The following is a 17379-nucleotide window of genomic DNA, read 5'->3' as shown; positions in this document are numbered from 1 at the left end:
CCGCCGGGCAGCCTTTTTGTGACAACGCGAGACAATCAGTCGCGGAAGTTGTTGAATTGCAGTGGGAAATCGGTCACTTCCTTGCGCAGCAGCGCCATCACCGCCTGCAGGTCGTCGCGCTTGGCGCCGGTCACGCGCACCGCCTCGCCCTGGATGCTGGCCTGCACCTTGAGCTTGGCGTCCTTGATCAACTTGACGATCTTCTTCGCCAGCTCGGTCTCGATGCCTTCCTTGACGGTCACGGTCTGGGTGGCCTTGTTGCCGCCGACCTGCTTCACGTCGCCGTACTCCAGGCAGCGCACGTCGATGCCACGCTTGGCCAGCTTGCCCAGCAGGATGTCCAGGATTTGCTGGATCTGGAATTCGGCGTCACCGTGCAGGGTAATCACTTTTTCCTTCAGCTCCAGGCTGGCGCTGGTGCCCTTGAAATCGTAGCGGGTCGCCACTTCCTTGCTGGTCTGGTCGACCGCGTTGCGAACTTCGACGGTATCCACTTCGGAAACGGTATCAAATGACGGCATCACATCTTCCTTATCAAAATTGGCGCATATTCTAGCGCTGCGCCCGGTAATTGTCAGCGTAGCAGCGCCAGCCAGCGCTCGCCCTGATGCAGGCCATAAGCCAGCAGCGTGGCATTGCCCAGCACCGTCGCCCAGAACCAGCGGCGAAAAGCCGGCTTGGTCGATTTGTGGCGGAACCAGTATTGCGCCAGCATCGCGCCCGGCCAGCCGCCCAGCAGCGCCAGCCAGTGCAGCGTGCGCTCCGGCGTGCGCCAACGGTTACGCAGCGCCGCCGTCTTGTCGCGCTGGTAGACCAGTACCGTCAGCACGCTGATCACCGCGTACAGCATCAGCACGTCGCGCGGCAACAAGCCGCGCACGTATAGCGCACACAGCGCGATCACGAACAGCACCGCCAGCCACGGCCGCGGCGTGTTGTCCGGCAGCGCCCGTGCCGTCACCGCCTGCTGCGGCACGGTGGCGAATGCGGCCCAGCTGGCGCGCGGCTTGCCCTTGTCGTCCCGCGCGCGCAGGAAGTACACCGCATCGCCCACCGCCGGTCGGCGCGGCGTGGCGGCAAAGGCACTGACGTGCACAAACAGCGCCGCGCCCTGCTCCGGCTGGATGAAGCCGAAGCCGCGTTCGTCCTGCCAGCGGCTGATGACGCCCTTTTCCTGACGCGCGCCGCCGCTCATTTCATCACCAGGAACTCGACCAGGATGTTCTTGAACACGAAGCCCATCACGCCGAAGCCCAGCACCACGAACAGCGCGATCATGCCGGTCTTGCCGGCGCCGGATTTCTTGCCCAGGTCCCAGATGATGAAGCCCATGAAAATGATCAGGCCGGTGAGCAGGATGCCCATCGACCAGTTGGTGAATTCTTCTTCGCTCATGCTGTCCCCTGCATACGGATCGGTAAGGTTGGCCGCAGATTATAAAAGCGGCAATAAAAAACCGCACCCGATGAGGTGCGGTTTCATGAGCCAGATCAGTCCGGCTTACTTGTTCATGCGGCCGGCAATGCGCATGCGCAGTGCGTTCAGCTTGATGAAGCCGCCGGCGTCGGCCTGGTTGTAGGCACCACCGTCGTCGTCGAAGGTCGCGATGTTCATGTCGAACAGCGAGTTGGTCTTCGAGTCGCGGCTGACCACGATCACGTTGCCCTTGTACAGCTTCAGGCGCACCCAGCCGTTGACACTCTGCTGGGTGTAGTCGATCAGGGTCTGCAGCGCCTTGCGCTCCGGTGCCCACCAGTAGCCGTTGTAGATCATGCTGGCGTAGCGCGGCATCAGGTCGTCCTTCAGGTGCGCCACTTCGCGGTCCAGGGTGATGGACTCGATCGCGCGGTGCGCCTTCAGGATGATGGTACCGCCCGGGGTTTCGTAGCAGCCGCGCGACTTCATGCCGACGTAGCGGTTTTCCACCAGGTCGAGACGGCCGATGCCGTGCTTGCCGCCCAGCTCGTTCAGCTTGGCCAGCACTTCGTGGGCCTTCAGGCGCACGCCGTTCAGTGCCACGATGTCGCCTTTTTCGAACTCGACGTCCAGGTATTCCGGCGCATCCGGTGCCGCTTCCGGCGACACGCTCCAGCGCCACATGGCTTCCTCGGCCTCGGCGGACGGGTTCTCCAGGTGGCGGCCTTCGAAGGAGATGTGCAGCAGGTTGGCGTCCATCGAGTACGGCGCGCCGCCGCCCTTGTGCTTGGCTTCTACCGGGATGCCATTCTTCTCGGCGTAGGCCAAGAGCTTCTCGCGGGACAGCAGGTCCCACTCGCGCCACGGGGCGATCACTTTCACGTCCGGCTTCAGGCCGTAGTAGCCCAGCTCGAAACGCACTTGGTCGTTACCCTTGCCGGTCGCGCCGTGCGATACCGCGTCGGCGCCGGTCAGGTTGGCGATCTCGATCTGGCGCTTGGCGATCAGCGGACGGGCGATGGAGGTACCCAGCAGGTACTCGCCTTCGTACACGGTGTTGGCACGGAACATCGGGAACACGAAGTCGCGCACGAATTCTTCGCGCAGGTCGTCGATAAAGATGTTTTCCGGCTTGATGCCGAACTGCAGCGCCTTCTGGCGTGCCGGTTCCAGTTCTTCGCCCTGGCCCAGGTCGGCGGTGAAGGTCACCACTTCGCACTGGTAGGTGTCTTGCAGCCACTTCAGGATCACCGAAGTATCGAGGCCGCCGGAATAGGCAAGTACGACTTTGTTGATATCAGACATCGTTTTCTCTTTCAGATACGCTTGGGTTGCCGCCGGATCAGTCGTCAATACGACCCAGCATCAAGTATTCAATCAGGGCTTTCTGGGCGTGCATGCGATTCTCAGCCTCGTCCCATACTACGCTTTGCGGGCCGTCAATGACAGCGGCAGCCACTTCTTCGCCGCGGTGCGCCGGCAGGCAGTGCATGAACAACGCGTCAGGGTTGGCCGCAGCCATCAGCTCGCTGGTGACCATGAAACCGTCGAAGGCCTGGCGGCGCGCCTCGGCCTCGCCCTCGTAGCCCATGCTGGTGAACACGTCGGTGGTCACCAGGTCGGCGCCGCGCGCGGCGGTCATCGGGTCGTTCGACGCGGCGAAGCAGTCCGCGCCGTAGTCCTGGCCGTCCAGCACCGTCAGCTCGTAACCGACCGGGGTCGCGATCTGCAACTTGAAGCCCAGCAGCTTGGCCGCCTGCAGCCAGGTGCGGCTCATGTTGTTGCCATCGCCGATCCAGGCCACCGTCTTGCCACGGATGTCACCGCGGTGTTCGATATAGGTCAGGATGTCGGCCAGAATCTGGCACGGATGGTATTCGTTGGTCAGGCCGTTGATCACCGGCACGCGCGAGTTGGCGGCCAGCGTTTCCACCATGTTCTGCTCGAAGGTGCGGATCATGATGATGTCGCTCATGCGCGACAGCACGCGCGCGGTGTCTTCCACCGGCTCGCCGCGGCCGATCTGCGAGCTCTTGCCATCGAGGAACATGGCGTGACCGCCCAGCTGCGACATGCCGGCCTCGAACGACACGCGGGTGCGCGTGGAATTCTTCTCGAAAATCATGGTCATGACCTTGCCCAGCAGCGGACGGTACAGCTCGCCAGAGACATGTCGTCGCTTCAGAACCTGCGCTCGGTGGAAGATGTGCTGGCACTCTTCGGCTGTCAGGTCGCTGAATTGTAAAAAATGTCTGGTTTTGGTCATGTTGAATTCCGGAAAAAATGAATGCCACGGCAGCGTGAAAACGTGGCGTTTTCATGCGCAGTGGCACATTACTACACGCAAACTGGCGTTGCCTGGCTCGGATTGTCGCAACATCCGCTCATGTCTATTTCATGTTTTACAGAATTGCGACATGGTTATATGTATCCGAAATCCAATCCGGTGACAAGTCTGTGTGGCATTTGCGCGCCAGCACCCGCACGCTATTTTTCAAAAAAACCGATATGAATCAGCCGGCTAGCCAATTACCAGTGTTTAGCATAATCAACAGCAGCGCACCGGCGCTCATTCCCGCGCCGCCGCGCCGGCCTGTCCCGGCAAGGCCGCCAGTTCCGCCGCCCTCAGCACCCGCACCCGGTACTCGCCGCCCTCCTCGTCCAGGCCGTGCATCTCGATGCGCTTCTGCGTTTTCAGCAGCCGTGCCAGGTAGGCGATGATGCCGTCGTCGATCACCTGCCCCGGCACCAGTACCGGGATGCCCGGCGGATAGGGCACGATCTGGTCGCAACAGACGCGGCCGCTCAGCTCCGGGTTGGCTCGTCCCTCGTCGTCGAACAGCGGCAGGCGCTCGCCCGTCTCGTAGAAGGCATCGCGCGGCAGGCAGGCCAGGCGGGTGAAGCCGGGGATTTCCGGCATCCGCCCCAGTCGCCGTGGCGGGCGCTGCTCCTTGGCCAGCCGCAGCAGCGCGTCGAACAGCCGCGACACCTTGCTGCGCGTGGTGCCCACCGTCAGCAGCAGGGTGATGGTATTGAAGGTGGATTTCTCGAACTGGATGTTGAAGCGCTCGAACAGCGCGCGCTGCAACTCGTCGGCGCTGTAGCCAGCCTGCGAGATGTCCACCGTCAGCTTGGTCGGATCGAGACGGACGCCGTCGTCGCGCACGCTGTCCGGCAGCAGGTCATCCAGTTCCAGCACGCGAAAGGCGCCAGTGGCGTTGATCTTCTGCCGCAATTCCTGCGCCAGCTTCAGCGCTCGGTCGAGCAGGCGGAAGCCCTCGGTCACCGCCTGCTTGCGCGCCACGTCGAGGCTGGCGATCAGGTTGTACTGCGGGCTGGTCGAGGCGTGCATGTTGAAGTTTTCGCGGAACAGGTGCTCATCGAAGGCCGGGTCGTTCACGTGGATCATGCTCGCCTGCGAGAACGCCGACAGCACCTTGTGCGTGCTTTGCGTGACATAGTCGGCGCCGGACTCCAGCGCCGTTGGCCGCAGCGCGTGGTGAAAGCGGGCGTGACCGTACCAGGCTTCGTCGACCACCACCTTGATGCCGGCAGCGTGGGCGGCGGCGACGATGGGCGGCAGGTCGTAGCGCAGGCCGTCGTAGGTGCAGGAGGTCAGGATCAGCGCCCGTGCATCGGGGTTGGCCGCAATGGCGTCGAAGATCACCGCTTTGGGCACCGGCCCGAAGATGCCGTAGTGGCGGTTGACCGAGGAATCCAGGTACACCGGCAGCGCGCCGGACAGGATCACGCCGTGGTGCACCGACTTGTGGCAGTTGCGGTCCAGCAGCAGCTTGTCGCCCGGCGCCAGCAGCGTCTGGAAGATCACCTTGTTGGAGGTGGAGGTGCCGTTGGTGGCGAAATAGGTCTTGCGCGCGCCGAAGGCCTTTGCGGCCAACGTTTGCGCGTCCGCGATCACCCCGGTCGGGTGCAGCAGCGAGTCCAGCATCGGCACCGACACCGACAGGTCGGCGCGCAGCATTTCCTCGCCGACGAAATCGTAGAAATCGCCCACCCACGGGCTGTTCTTGAACGAGTCGCCGCCGGAGTGGCCGGGGGTATGCCACGAGTCCTTGGCCATGCTGACGTACAGCTTGAGACGGTCGTAGAACGGCGTCGCCGATTTCTCGGCCAGCTCGGCGGCAAGGATGCGGAACCAGCCGTGAAAATCCTGCTCGTCGCGATAGAAATAGCCGTCCACCGCGTGGCTGGCCAGCGTCTCCATCAGCACCTTCTCGTCGTCGTCCTGCAGCAGGATGTACAGCGACAGCTCCGGCCGCAGCGCGGAGAGCTGGTTGGCCAGCTCCACCACCGGCTGCGTCTGCCCCTGCTCCTTCAGACCCTTGTCCAGCAGCACGAACTGCAGCTCGCCGTCGTGCGCCACCTGCGCCAGCGCGTCGCGGCTGCAGGCGACGCTGGCAAAGCACAGACCCAGCGGATTGTGCAGTTTCGCGGCGGCCGCGTTCAGCCCCGCCAGCACGCTGGCCTGCCAGCGTGCGTCGTTGCTGACGATCAAGACCCGGCTTACTGGTGTCATGGTTTCCTCCTGCGGCGCCAGCCGTGCTCCCAGTCTAGCCGCCCCGATGACAGACTGCTAAACGGCGTTGCGAGGCCGCCTTGGCCGGCGACGCGGCAAAGCAGGCGGGCGGCCAATCCGCTACAATGCGCGGATGCTGACCGACGCCGAAAAAGATTCCCTGCGCGAGTACTATCGCGCCATTGCCGACAACCTGCCGGGCTTCCGCCCCCGTGCCGCCCAGCGCCAGATGCTGGCCACCGTCGCCAACGCCTTCGGCAACACCCTGAGCAAAGCCGAGGACAGCGACGACGCGCCGGAGCGCAACGGCGAGAGCATCGCCGTGATCGAAGGCCCGACCGGCGTCGGCAAGAGCCTGGCCTACCTGCTGGCCGGCGGCGTGATGGCCAAATCGCGCGGCAAGAAGCTGGTGGTCACCAGCGCCACCATCGCGCTGCAGGAACAGCTGGTCAACCGCGACCTGCCGTTCGCCATCGAGAAAAGCGGCCTGCCGGCCACCTTCGCACTGGCCAAGGGCCGCGGCCGCTACCTGTGCCCGTACCGCCTGTACCAGCTCACCGCCGACACCGCGCAGGGCGAGCTGATCGCGCAGGACCCGGCGCTGGCGCTGTGGGAGCGCAAGCCGGAACAGGGCGAGATCGAGGCGCTGCGCCAGCTGGCCGACGCCTTCTACTACCGCAAGTGGAACGGCGATCGCGACAGCTGGCCGGAGATGATCAACGACGAGCTGTGGCGCCGCGTCACCAACGACCGCCACGGCTGCCTGAAAGCCGGCTGCCCCAACCGCCCGGAGTGCCCGTTCTACCTGGCGCGCGAAACGCTGGAAACCGTCGACATCGTGGTAGCCAACCACGACCTGATGCTGGCCGACGTGGCGATGGGCGGCGGCGTGATCCTGCCGGCGCCGGAAAACAGCTTCTACTGCATCGACGAGGCGCACCATCTGGCCAAGAAGGCGGTCAACCAGTTCGCCGCCGAACACAGCCTGGCGCAGGCGATGGCGTGGCTGGACAAGATCACGCCGCTGGCCACCCGCGTCGAAAGCCTGATCGACAAGCCGGAGCTGGCCAGCAACGCCTGCGAGGCGGCGGCGGCCTGCATGGAGAGTCTCACCGAATGGCTGTGGCTGCTGCAGACCGAGCCGTCGCTGGAAGCCAGCAGCGACAATCTGGAGCCGTCGTGGCTGATCGAGGACGGCGTGCTGCCGGAGTCGATGAAGATCCCGGCGGCCAACATGGCGCTGTCGGCGCGCATGCTCTACAAGAACCTGACCGGCATGAGCGACGGCCTGGCCCAGTTGCGCAAGGACAAGCAGCAGGAGACGCTGCTGATCGACAAGACCAGCTCCGACGTCGGCTTCATGGTTGGCAAGTGCGAACAGCTGATGGCACTGTGGGACCTGTTCGAGAAGGAGCCGGAAGAAAACGCACCGCCGATCGCCAAGTGGGTGACCCGTCGCGCCGACGGCAAGGGTGACTACCTGTTCTCCGCCTCGCCGGTGAGCGCCGCCGGCAGCCTCGCGGCCACGCTGTGGCGCCGTGCCGCCGGCGCGGTGCTGACCTCGGCCACGCTGCGCTCGCTGGGCACTTTCGACCTGCTACTGTCGCAGACCGGCCTCAAGTGGCTGGAGCAGGTGCAGTCCGTGGCGCTGGATTCGCCGTTCAACTTCAGCGTGCAGGGCGAACTGTACGTGCCACCACTACTCAGCACCCCGAAAGACCCGGCCGGCCACACCCGCGAAATCATCGACTGGCTGCCCAAGCTGATCGACCTCAACGAGGCGGTCGGCACGCTGGTGCTGTTCACCTCGCGCAAGCAGATGCAGGAAGTGGCGGAAGGGCTTGCGGCCAACCTGCGCGAACGGGTGCAGATGCAGGGCGAGCTGCCCAAGGCGGTGCTGCTGCAGAACCACCGCGACGCGCTGCAGGCCGGTCATGCCAGCGTGCTGTTCGGGCTGGACTCGTTCTCCGAGGGGCTGGACCTGCCGGGCGAAGCCTGCGTGCACGTGATCATCGCCAAGCTGCCGTTCGCGATGCCGGACGACCCGGTCGGCCGCACCCTGTCGCGCTGGATCGAGAAACGCGGCGGCAACCCGTTCGTGGAGCTGACGGTGCCGGAGGCGTCGATCAAGTTGATCCAGGCCGTCGGCCGCCTGATCCGCACCGAGCAGGACTATGGCCGCGTCACCATTCTGGACACCCGCATCGTGCGCCAGAACTATGGCAAACGCCTGCTGGCCGCCCTGCCACCATTCCGCCGGATTTGATATTGGGGAAAGCCGCCGTTCGGCGGCCTCCGCGCAGGATGATGCCCACCCGGTTTTACGGTAGAATAGCGGGTAAACCCGAACCGTGACTGACATCGCAGAACAGTTTGCTCTGCCAAATAACAATTCAGCACAGGGCAAGAGACCACACCCACTCAAGAACGCGCCCGGTTAAGCCATGATCTGTAATCCATACGAAATCGTTATCCAAGGCCTGACATCCGAAGGCCGCACGTTCCGCCCCAGCGACTGGGCCGAGCGCCTCGCCGGCATCCTCTCTTCGTTTGGCGACGACCAGAAACTCGCCTATCACCAGTTTGTACGCCCGATGATGCTGGACAACGTCCGCTGCGTCGCGGTGGACAAGAAGCTGGAAAAAAACCAGCCGCAGGTATTCCGCTTCCTGATGGATTTCGCCAAGGACAACGATCTGCGCATCGTGGACTGCCGTACCCTGATCGACGAAATCTACCCGAACCAGTTCCTGGCCTGACATGTTGGCCGCACGCAGGCAGACGGCGCGGGTCGTCCGCTAACGTGATGTTTGCTATCATGACGGCTTGAACCCATCAAGCGATGAACGCATGTCCACACTGATCAAAAGCCAGCAAGATATCGAAAAAATGCGCGTTGCCGGACGGCTCGCCGCGGAAGTGCTCGACTACATCACGCCCTTCGTCAAACCCGGCGTCACCACCAACGAACTGAACCAGCTCTGCCACGACTACATGGTCAACGTGCAGGGCACCATCCCGGCGCCGCTGAACTACGCGCCGGATGGCGGCATTCCGTATCCGAAATCGATCTGCACCTCGATCAACCACGTGATCTGCCACGGCATTCCCGACGACAAGCCGCTGAAAAACGGCGACATCCTGAACATGGACATCACCGTGATCAAGGATGGCTACCACGGCGACAACAGCCGCATGTACTACGTCGGCCAGGTCAGCGACTTCGCGCGCCGCCTGTGCAAGGTCACCTACGAGTGCATGTGGAAGGGCATCGAGAAGGTCAAGCCGGGCGCCCGCCTCGGTGACATCGGCAACGCCATCCAGCGCCACGCCGAGGCTGCCGGCTACAGCGTGGTGCAGGAATTCTGCGGCCACGGCATCGGCACCAAGTTCCACGAAGAGCCGCAAGTGTTGCACTACGGCCAGCCGGGCACCGGCATGGAACTGAAGGCCGGCATGATCTTCACCATCGAGCCGATGATCAACCAGGGCAAGCGCCACCTGCGCCTGCTGGCCGATGGCTGGACCGTGGTCACCAAGGACCGCAGCCTGTCGGCGCAGTGGGAACACACCGTGCTGGTCACCGAAACCGGCTACGAGATCATGACCACCTCCGACGGCACCCCGCCAAAACCGGTGTGGAAATAAGCCGCAGCAACTTCAGCAAGGCCGGACCATGTGTCCGGCCTGTTGCGTGAATATGCACACTCCCGCCAAAAAACGATCACCCCCCCCTTTTCTTCCGCCACTAAGCAGGCACAATGCCCTGTTACCGGCGCGCGCAGAGCACGCCACCCTCCCCACTTTCCGAGCTGGTGCCTTGAATGTGCTGACCCTCGTCATGGCCATCGATCTGGCCGAAGCAGTCGAATTTGCCGACCTGATGCGCGCCAGCGGCGAACACGCCCGCGAACAAGGCGCGCGGCAGACCCTTGCCGCCGCCGAGACCCTGCTGCGCGAGCTGCATGCCGCATTGACCGGCAACCGCACGCCCCTGCAACCGGACCAACGCGCACAGGCCGATAGCCTGCTACCGACCCTGCTGGAGCTGGCCCGACGCCTGGATGCCTCGCAGCCGCAGCAGGCACTATTCGCCATGGTGCTGGCTCAGGCGCTTGCCGCCAGCCTGCTGCACCAGGCAAAGCAGGTGCTGCAGCAGGAAGCCGCCCGCAGCGGTTTTTTCAGCAGCAACAAGAGCAAGATCGACGCCTGTGCCGACTGCCTCGCCTGCGCCATCGAGGTGCTGCGCAGCCATGCACTCGGCTACAGCAACCTGCCGCATGGCTTCTGGCAGGATTGTCACCGCCTGTACCGCTACCTGCTGGATGGCGGCTGGGAAAACAAGATCGCTGCCGGCAAGCATGACACCCTCGGCGCGCTGTACCGCCAGCTGCTGCTGCTCGGCGTCGCCGCCAGTAACCGGCTGGACCCGGTACGCATCGAGTGCCTGGTACAACTGGTGCGCGAAGGCGGCAAGCACGCGCTGCTGCTGCCACTGGCATCGGCCGTGGACGCCAACGGCTTTATCGTCGATCTGGAGCGCGACGCCGCACCGCGCCACAGCAGCATCCGCGGCAAGCCGGGGCCGGAACACGCCCAGCTACTGCTGGGTGTGCACCGCGTGCTGCAGTCCTGGGAAGAGAAAAGCCAGACCACCCCGCAGCTGGATGCCGCGGCGCAGCTGGAACAGCAGCTGATCCTGAAACTGCGCCAGGAGCTGGTCTATCCGCCGCAACGGCGCTACCTGCGCCTGCACAGCAAGAACGAGGAGTTCGTGCAGCTGCACGCCACCCTCGACCATTGCTGGCAGGCACTGCAAGCCGCCAGCGACAACACGCCCCCCGTGGCGCACATGCAGGTGTGCAATATGAGCGCCAGTGGCTACCTGCTGCGCGGCCAACTGCCGACCATGCCGCTGCGCAGCGGCGAGCTGGTGCTGATCCGCCGCCCAGGCCGCGACCCTTTCCTCGGCGTGGTGCGCTGGATCAACCGCCAAAGCCCGTGCGGAGACACCGAGTGCGGCATCGAGATCGTCGGCAAGAACCCGGAGGCAATCCAGGTGAAACCGGTCGTCACCCACGCTACCGAGCCGGCGCAAAACGCGATCCGCCTGGCCGCCAATGCCCGTCTCAACCCGCAGGACGTGCTGGTGATGTACGGCAAACCGTACCAGGCGCTGCGCCAGTTCGAGATCCACCAGCCGCAGGGCGTGCTGCCAGTCAAGGCCACCCGCCTGCTGTTGCAGACCGCCTACTACCAGCTGATCAACGTCCGCGCCGAGCGCCACTGAGCCATTCCGGCGGCAAGGCTTTAGCGCTTTCGGCGCCGCACCTGCATAAAACCCTTGAGCGGCAATGGGGATTTTACTAGTCTGTAGCTCTCCAATTGCCGCCAGAGCGCCCCATGGCCACCGTCCGCTTCCGCCCCGCCCTGCTGCACACCCTGCGCCGCTACGACAAGGCCACCTTGCGCCAGGACCTGATGGCCGGCGTCACCGTCGGCATCGTCGCGCTGCCGCTGGCGATGGCGTTCGCCATTGCCAGCGGCGTGCCGCCACAGGCCGGCATCTTTACCGCCGTCATCGCCGGCTTCCTGACCTCGCTGCTGGGCGGCAGCAAGACCTCGGTCAGCGGCCCGACCGGCGCCTTCATCGTCATCATCTACGGCATCGTGGTCAAATACGGCCTCGCCAACCTGATCATCTGCACCTTCATGGCCGGGGCGATGCTGGTGCTGATGGGGCTGCTGCGCCTGGGGCAGGTGATCAAGTTCTTCCCGATGCCTCTGATTACCGGCTTCACCAACGGCATCGCGGTACTGATCCTGCTCACCCAGCTGAAGGACTTCTTCGGCCTGCCGATCGGCAGCATGCCCAGCGGTTTCTTCGCCGTCGTCGACATCCTGCGCCACACCATCAATCAATTCGACCCGCCGACAGTGGCCGTCTCCGTCGCCTCGCTGCTGCTGATCCTGCTGTGGCCGAAAGCCCTGAACCAGAAGCTGCCGGGGCCGTTCGTGGCGCTGGTGCTGGCCACGCTGACCGTCAGCCTGTTCTCGCTGCCGCTGGCCACCATCGGCAGCAAGTTCGGCGGCATTCCGCAAGGGCTGCCCGAGCTGCACGGCCTGGCCTTCGATCCGGAACACCTGTCCGATCTGCTGGCCCCGGCCTTCACCATCGCGCTGCTCGGCGCCATCGAATCGCTGCTCTGCGCCGTGGTCGCCGACAACCTGACCGGCGACAAGCACGACGCCAACCAGGAGCTGATCGCGCAGGGCATCGCCAACATGGTGGTGCCGTTCTTCGGCGGCATTCCCGCCACCGGCGCCATCGCCCGCACCGCCACCAACATCAACAACGGCGGCAAGACGCCGGTTTCCGGTATCATGCACGCGCTGTTCCTGCTACTGGTAATCCTTATCGCGGCGCCGCTGGCAGCCTACATCCCGTTGGCGGTGCTGGCCGCCATCCTGATCGCGGTCGCCATCAAGATGGGCGACTGGGACATCCGCAAGGCGGCGCAATTCCCGAAGCGCGACACGCTGGTGCTGGTGGTGACCTTCGCGCTAACGGTCATCTTCGACCTCACCATCGCGGTGCAGATCGGGCTGATGATGGCGGCGGTGTTCTTCATCCAGCGCATGGCCGGCAGCACCAGCGTGCAGGAGCTGAAAGCCGAACATCAGCAGCTGTACGAACGCCACTCCATCGCCGGCAAGCACATTCCCGACGGCTGCATCGCCTACCGCATCGAGGGCGCGCTGTTCTTCGGCGCCACAGACCGCATCGAGGCCATCGCCAACGCCCGTCCGGAGGCGCGGGTGATCATCCTGCAACTTCACCGGCTGGTGATGCTGGACACCACCGGCCTGCTGGCGCTGTCGGCGCTGAACCGGCACCTGAAGGCGCAGGGCCGCACCCTGATCCTGTGCGGCGCCGGCACCGAGGTGATGCAGATGCTGAAACAGGCGCGCCTCGCCCGTGAGATGGGCAACCGCAACATCCAGCCCGATCTGACCACCGCGCTGCAGCACGCGGAAGAGATTCTCACCGCCGGCGTGGTGTGGGCATGAGTCTGCAATGTCTCGATGTACCGCGCAGCAATCGGTGTAGCCGCGGAAAATAGACGTGAAAAAGGGCAGCCGTTGGCTGCCCTTTTCGCTTACTGCTGACGGGTTAACCCCGCCCGGACTCAGCAGGCCTCGCCCACCGCCGGCCCGGCCAGCGCATCCTTGGGCATGCTCAGCTGCTGCACCGCCGCGCGCACCTGCGCGAAGCTGTCGGTGGCCAGCAGCGCCTGCCAGTCCGCCTGCGCGCCCCGCCCGGCCATCTTCTGCAGCCGTGCGGCCAACCCTGTAATCTGCGGATCGGTCAGCTCGGCCAGCAACTGGTCGGCCAGGTCCGGACGATTGCACACCAGCGCCATGTCGCAGCCGGCGTCGAAGGCGGCACGGGCACGCTCGACGATATTGCCGACCCCGGCGGCGCCTTCCATGGTCAGGTCGTCGGAGAAGATCACACCGTCGAAGCCCAGCTCGCCGCGCAGGATGTCCTGCAGCCAGCGCCGCGAGAAGCCGGCCGGTTGCGCGTCCACCGCCGGGTACACCACGTGCGCCGGCATCACCGAGGCCATGCCGGCCGCCGCCAGCTGCGCAAACGGCTGCAGATCGTCGGCCTGCAGTTGCGCCAGCGTACGCTCGTCGACCGGGATCACGTGATGGCTATCACCCTCGACGAAACCGTGACCGGGGAAATGCTTGCCGCAGGTGGCCATGCCGCCGGCGGCCAGCCCCTGCTGCAGCGCCAGCGCCAGTGCAGACACTACGGCTGGGGCGCGATGGAAACTGCGGTTGCCGATCACCGCGCACTGCCCCCAGTCCAGATCCAGCACCGGCGTGAAGCTGAGGTCGATGCCGCAGGCGCGCAGCTCGGCGGCCAGCACGTAGCCGACCTGGCGCGTCAGTTCCGCCGCCTTGTCGGCGTCGACATCCCACGCCTCGCCCAGCACCCGCATCGGCGGCAGGCGGGTGAAACCGTCGATGAAGCGCTGCACGCGGCCGCCCTCGTGATCGACGGCGATCAGCAGCTGCGGCTCGCGCAGTGCGCGGATCTCCGCGGTCAGCGCCTGTAGCTGTTCGATGTTCTGGAAATTGCGGCGGAACAGGATCACGCCGCCGACCAGCGGGTGGGACAGGCGCTCGCGCTCGGCAGCGGTCAGGGTAAAGGCCGCGACGTCGATCATCACCGGGCCACGGGGCAGTTGCAGGGGAAGCTTGTTCATGGAGTGGACGCCATCAAGGGTTGGCCGCAAGCGCGCTTTCGCAGACCACGAAAGCGAACGCGTGTTGTTGTTCATCGCTGATCGACAGGTGCACCGCGCAGATGCCGCGCTGGTGCAGGAAGTCCTGCAGCGGATCGGAAAAGGCAAACATCGGCTTGCCCAGCGCATCGTGCACCACGGCAATCGCGGTCAGCAGCACCGGCGCGCGCACGCCGGTACCCAGCGCCTTGCCCAGCGCCTCCTTGGCGGCGAAGCGCTTGGCGAGAAAGCGCGCCGGCTGTTTCGCCTGCGCCAGTTCGGCCAGCTCGGACTCGGCCAGCAAACGTTGGCCGCAACGCAAACCGTGACGAGCCAGCAGCGCGTCGAAGCGCTCGATGCGCGCCATGTCGGTGCCGATGCCGTAAATCATTACAGCCCCTGACGACCTTCGATCATCAGCGCCTTCATCTGGCGCACCGCCTCGGCAAAGCCGACAAACAGCGCGTGGCTGACCAGCGCGTGGCCGATGTTCAGCTCGGCGATCTCCTCGATCGCGGCGATCGGCTTCACGTTGTGGTAGTTGAGGCCGTGGCCGGCGTTGACCACCATGCCGAGATGGCTGCCGAACACCGCAGCCTCGCGGATGCGCGCCAGCTCGGCCTGCTGCTCGTCATGCTTGAAGTCGGCGTGGGCGTAGGCGCCGGTGTGCAGCTCGATCACGCGGGCGCCAGCGTCGAACGCGGCCTGGATCTGCTCGCGATCCGGGTCGATGAAGATCGACACCCGGCTGCCGGCGGCCGTCAGCTGGCGGGTGAAGTCGCGTACCTGGTCAAAATAGCGAATCACGTCGAGGCCGCCTTCGGTAGTGACTTCCTCGCGCTTCTCCGGCACCAGGCACACGTCTTCCGGCTGCACGCGCAGCGCGTTGGCCAGCATCTCGTCGGTCAGCGCCATTTCCAGGTTCATGCGCGTCTTGATCACGCGGCGCATGGTGTCGACATCGTGGTCCTGGATATGGCGGCGATCCTCACGCAGATGCAGCGTGATCAGGTCGGCGCCGCTGGATTCGGCCACCAGCGCCGCTTCGATCGGGCTGGGGAAACGGGTACCGCGCGCCTGGCGCAGGGTCGCCACATGATCGATGTTCACACCTAGCAGTATCATTCTGTATCTCCGGCAAGGCGCGCCGTCAGTCGGACAGCGCGTAGAGGGTAGTCAGGAGTTCGCGCGAAGCCAGCGGCTCCGGGCCCAGCAATTCGTCCAGCAACAGCCGCAACAGCAGGCGCGCTTCGCGCCGGGTCTGCGGCTGCTCGAAATCGGCGGCGGCCAGCGCCAGCAAGGTGGCGCCGCTGACGTTGGCCGCACCGCGCGGCGCCTGTTCGCCGTCGGCCGGCTCCGGCGCGGCACCGAAGCGGCACAGATAGCGCGCCTGCGGCACGATGGCCTGCGCCAGGTGATCCTGCGTCAGCGCCGGCGCGTAGCCCAGCTCTTCAAGCAGCGCCAGCTCGAAGCGGCGCAGCACGATGGCGGTTTGCGCATGGTCGACCAGGCTGCGCACCGCACGATCGTACAGTTTGAACAGCGCCGGCGACGGGTCGTCGCGGGCCGCCAGTCGCAGCACCAGCTCGTTGAGATAGAAACCGGTCACCAACCGCGCACCGGCAAACTGCGGCACGCCGCCGCGCCAGTCGGCGTTGTGCAGGGTACGCAATTCGCCCTTGCCGAACCAGGCCAGTTGCAAGGGCTGGAACGGCAGCAACAGCCCGCGCAAGTCGGAGCGCGGCCGCCGCGCCCCGCGCGCCACCAGCGTGAAACGGCCGTAATCGCGGGTCAGCACCTCCACCAGCAGGCTGGTCTCGCGGTAGGGTTGGGTGTGCAGCACGTAGGCCGGCTGGCGGTCAACCTTGCCCTGCTGCATCCGTGCCCGCCTGCGGCTTGCGCCAGCTGTGCACGCGGCCAACCTGCGCCACGCGCAGCTCGAAGCCGGCGTACCACTGCGCAAAGCCCTCTCGCTGCGCCAGCCGGTGCTCGCTGTTGGCCTTCCACGCCGCGATGGCCGCCTCGCTGTCCCAGTACGACACGGTGATGCCGAAGCCGTCGGCATCGCGCACGCTCTCCACACCGAGAAAACCGGGCTGCTGCGCCGCCAGTTCGACCATGCGCTCGCCCATGTCGGCGTAGCCGTCCTCGACGGCGCTGCGCTGGCTACTGAAAATCACCGCCCAGTACGGCGGCTCGGGAGTGTTTGCAAACATGCGGCCAACCTTTAGCCCAGTCTCAGTTGAGGCCGAAATCGCGCAGGAAGCGCACGTCGTCGGCCCAGCCTGATTTCACCTTCACCCACACCTCGAGGAACACTTTGCAGTCGAACAGCTGCTCCATGTCGAGGCGGGCCTCGGTGGAAATCTTCTTCAGTTTCTCGCCACCACGGCCGATCACGATCGGCTTCTGGCCTTCCTTGTCCACCAGAATGGCGACGTGGATGCGGAACATGTGACCGTCGACCTCGAAGGCCTCGACCTCCACGTTCATCTCGTACGGCAGCTCTTCACCCAGGTAGCGGAACAGCTTCTCGCGCACGATCTCGGCGGCGAGGAAGCGCTGGCTCTTGTCGGTGATCATGTCTTCCGGGTAGAGCGGCATCGAGACCGGCAGATGCGGGCGCACCTTGTCCAGCAGCTCGGCCAGACGCTGGCCGTGCTTGGCGCTGACCACTTCGGCGTCGGCGAATTCGAACTCGCTGCGGACCTGATCGATGAACATGCTCAGCATCAGGCTGTCCTTGGCCTTGTCGACCTTGTTCAACACCAGGATCACCGGCGTATTCTTCGGCAACAGCGCCATCACCTCACGGTCGGCGTTGGACAGCCGCATCGCCTCCAGCACGAACAGCACGCAATCGACGCTGCCCAGGGTGTCCTTCACCGACTGGTTCAGCGTGGCGTTCAGCGCCCCCTTGTGAAAGGTCTGGAAGCCCGGGGTATCGACAAACACGAACTGCGCGTTCGGCTCGGTATGGATGCCGTTGACGCGATGGCGCGTGGTCTGCGCCTTCTTCGAGGTGATGCTGATCTTCTGGCCGATGAGATGGTTCATCAGCGTAGATTTGCCCACATTGGGGCGGCCGACGATGGCGACAAAGCCACAGCGGAAATCGGTATCGGTCAT

16 protein-coding genes and 1 pseudogene are annotated in these 17379 nt (G+C 64.9%); 5 read left to right on the top strand and 12 right to left on the bottom strand.

Features of this window, described 5'->3' with window-relative positions:
* Window positions 1–35: 35 nt before the first annotated feature.
* The 6 genes from IE100_RS14330 to IE100_RS14305 all read right to left on the bottom strand — a co-directional run bounded on the left by IE100_RS14330 (window position 36) and on the right by IE100_RS14305 (window position 5953).
* The gene (locus tag IE100_RS14330) at window positions 36–521 is read right to left on the bottom strand and encodes a YajQ family cyclic di-GMP-binding protein (protein WP_189375038.1); all 486 of its coding nucleotides are present in this window, start codon (window positions 519–521) and stop codon (window positions 36–38) included.
* Between the two features lie 53 nt (window positions 522–574).
* The gene (locus IE100_RS14325; protein ID WP_189375037.1) at window positions 575–1195 is read right to left on the bottom strand and encodes a DUF1294 domain-containing protein; all 621 of its coding nucleotides are present in this window, start codon (window positions 1193–1195) and stop codon (window positions 575–577) included.
* Window positions 1192–1395, bottom strand: coding sequence for a DUF2788 domain-containing protein (locus IE100_RS14320; RefSeq protein WP_120810039.1), 204 nt, complete (start codon window positions 1393–1395; stop codon window positions 1192–1194). Before IE100_RS14320 ends, IE100_RS14325 begins: the two co-directional genes overlap by 4 nt.
* Window positions 1396–1500: 105 nt before the next feature.
* Window positions 1501–2721: an argininosuccinate synthase gene (locus tag IE100_RS14315; RefSeq protein WP_189375036.1), complete on the bottom strand. Its 1221-nt coding sequence runs from the start codon at window positions 2719–2721 to the stop codon at window positions 1501–1503.
* Window positions 2722–2758: 37 nt separating this feature from the next.
* Window positions 2759–3682 (bottom strand): ornithine carbamoyltransferase, encoded by a 924-nt coding sequence (gene argF / locus IE100_RS14310; protein WP_189375035.1) that lies wholly within the window; start codon window positions 3680–3682, stop codon window positions 2759–2761.
* A 303-nt stretch (window positions 3683–3985) separates the two neighbouring features.
* Window positions 3986–5953 carry an aminotransferase class I/II-fold pyridoxal phosphate-dependent enzyme gene (locus tag IE100_RS14305; protein ID WP_189375034.1) on the bottom strand — a complete coding sequence of 656 codons (1968 nt, stop codon included), beginning with the start codon at window positions 5951–5953 and terminating at the stop codon, window positions 3986–3988.
* A 133-nt stretch (window positions 5954–6086) separates the two neighbouring features.
* On the opposite strand from IE100_RS14305, the gene dinG reads away from it, so the two are divergent.
* The 5 genes and pseudogenes from dinG to IE100_RS14280 all read left to right on the top strand — a co-directional run bounded on the left by dinG (window position 6087) and on the right by IE100_RS14280 (window position 13024).
* Window positions 6087–8219, top strand: a complete 2133-nt coding sequence (gene dinG, locus IE100_RS14300) for an ATP-dependent DNA helicase DinG (protein ID WP_189375033.1) — start codon at window positions 6087–6089, stop codon at window positions 8217–8219.
* Window positions 8220–8397: 178 nt separating this feature from the next.
* Window positions 8398–8685: pseudogene (locus IE100_RS14295) on the top strand (DUF3579 domain-containing protein); the annotation flags it as partial.
* A 118-nt stretch (window positions 8686–8803) separates the two neighbouring features.
* Window positions 8804–9601 (top strand): type I methionyl aminopeptidase, encoded by a 798-nt coding sequence (map, locus tag IE100_RS14290; RefSeq protein WP_189375032.1) that lies wholly within the window; start codon window positions 8804–8806, stop codon window positions 9599–9601.
* Window positions 9602–9779: 178 nt separating this feature from the next.
* A complete protein-coding gene (locus tag IE100_RS14285) occupies window positions 9780–11243 on the top strand; it encodes a cyclic-di-GMP receptor FimW-related protein (RefSeq protein ID WP_189375031.1) in 1464 nt (487 codons plus the stop codon).
* 113 nt (window positions 11244–11356) lie between these two features.
* On the top strand, window positions 11357–13024 hold the full coding sequence (locus IE100_RS14280) for a SulP family inorganic anion transporter (RefSeq protein WP_189375030.1): 1668 nt from the start codon (window positions 11357–11359) through the stop codon (window positions 13022–13024).
* 119 nt (window positions 13025–13143) lie between these two features.
* Here the strand turns inward: IE100_RS14280 and nagZ are convergent, their stop codons facing one another.
* The 6 genes from nagZ to era are packed head-to-tail and all read right to left on the bottom strand — an operon-like array spanning window position 13144 to window position 17379.
* Window positions 13144–14232 (bottom strand): beta-N-acetylhexosaminidase, encoded by a 1089-nt coding sequence (nagZ, locus tag IE100_RS14275; RefSeq protein WP_189375029.1) that lies wholly within the window; start codon window positions 14230–14232, stop codon window positions 13144–13146.
* Between the two features lie 13 nt (window positions 14233–14245).
* Window positions 14246–14641 (bottom strand): holo-ACP synthase, encoded by a 396-nt coding sequence (gene acpS, locus IE100_RS14270; RefSeq protein WP_189375028.1) that lies wholly within the window; start codon window positions 14639–14641, stop codon window positions 14246–14248.
* Complete coding sequence (pdxJ, locus tag IE100_RS14265; protein WP_047966268.1) at window positions 14641–15375, bottom strand: pyridoxine 5'-phosphate synthase; 735 nt, start codon at window positions 15373–15375, stop codon at window positions 14641–14643. The genes acpS and pdxJ overlap by 1 nt, the downstream gene beginning before the upstream one ends.
* Before the next feature lie 25 nt (window positions 15376–15400).
* Complete coding sequence (gene recO, locus IE100_RS14260; protein ID WP_229800394.1) at window positions 15401–16129, bottom strand: DNA repair protein RecO; 729 nt, start codon at window positions 16127–16129, stop codon at window positions 15401–15403.
* Window positions 16110–16466, bottom strand: coding sequence for an antibiotic biosynthesis monooxygenase family protein (locus tag IE100_RS16480; RefSeq protein WP_229800393.1), 357 nt, complete (start codon window positions 16464–16466; stop codon window positions 16110–16112). The genes recO and IE100_RS16480 overlap by 20 nt, the downstream gene beginning before the upstream one ends.
* Before the next feature lie 22 nt (window positions 16467–16488).
* The gene (gene era / locus IE100_RS14255; RefSeq protein WP_189375026.1) at window positions 16489–17379 is read right to left on the bottom strand and encodes a GTPase Era; all 891 of its coding nucleotides are present in this window, start codon (window positions 17377–17379) and stop codon (window positions 16489–16491) included.

This window comes from Vogesella alkaliphila (assembly GCF_014652475.1).
Classification (GTDB): Bacteria; Pseudomonadota; Gammaproteobacteria; order Burkholderiales; family Chromobacteriaceae; genus Vogesella; species Vogesella alkaliphila.
The sequence above is the reverse complement of the archived record's forward strand: the minus strand, read 5'-3'. Positions and strand labels throughout refer to the sequence as shown.

Coding starts and splice junctions, on each gene's coding strand:
- IE100_RS16480 (WP_229800393.1), bottom strand. CDS start 16,466: ATGTTTGCAAACACTCCCGAGCCGCCGTACTGGGCGGTGATTTTCAGT.
- IE100_RS14320 (WP_120810039.1), bottom strand. CDS start 1,395: ATGAGCGAAGAAGAATTCACCAACTGGTCGATGGGCATCCTGCTCACC.
- era (WP_189375026.1), bottom strand. CDS start 17,379: ATGACCGATACCGATTTCCGCTGTGGCTTTGTCGCCATCGTCGGCCGC.
- nagZ (WP_189375029.1), bottom strand. CDS start 14,232: ATGAACAAGCTTCCCCTGCAACTGCCCCGTGGCCCGGTGATGATCGAC.
- pdxJ (WP_047966268.1), bottom strand. CDS start 15,375: ATGATACTGCTAGGTGTGAACATCGATCATGTGGCGACCCTGCGCCAG.
- argF (WP_189375035.1), bottom strand. CDS start 3,682: ATGACCAAAACCAGACATTTTTTACAATTCAGCGACCTGACAGCCGAA.
- dinG (WP_189375033.1), top strand. CDS start 6,087: ATGCTGACCGACGCCGAAAAAGATTCCCTGCGCGAGTACTATCGCGCC.
- acpS (WP_189375028.1), bottom strand. CDS start 14,641: ATGATTTACGGCATCGGCACCGACATGGCGCGCATCGAGCGCTTCGAC.
- IE100_RS14280 (WP_189375030.1), top strand. CDS start 11,357: ATGGCCACCGTCCGCTTCCGCCCCGCCCTGCTGCACACCCTGCGCCGC.
- recO (WP_229800394.1), bottom strand. CDS start 16,129: ATGCAGCAGGGCAAGGTTGACCGCCAGCCGGCCTACGTGCTGCACACC.
- IE100_RS14305 (WP_189375034.1), bottom strand. CDS start 5,953: ATGACACCAGTAAGCCGGGTCTTGATCGTCAGCAACGACGCACGCTGG.
- IE100_RS14330 (WP_189375038.1), bottom strand. CDS start 521: ATGCCGTCATTTGATACCGTTTCCGAAGTGGATACCGTCGAAGTTCGC.
- IE100_RS14315 (WP_189375036.1), bottom strand. CDS start 2,721: ATGTCTGATATCAACAAAGTCGTACTTGCCTATTCCGGCGGCCTCGAT.
- map (WP_189375032.1), top strand. CDS start 8,804: ATGTCCACACTGATCAAAAGCCAGCAAGATATCGAAAAAATGCGCGTT.
- IE100_RS14325 (WP_189375037.1), bottom strand. CDS start 1,195: ATGAGCGGCGGCGCGCGTCAGGAAAAGGGCGTCATCAGCCGCTGGCAG.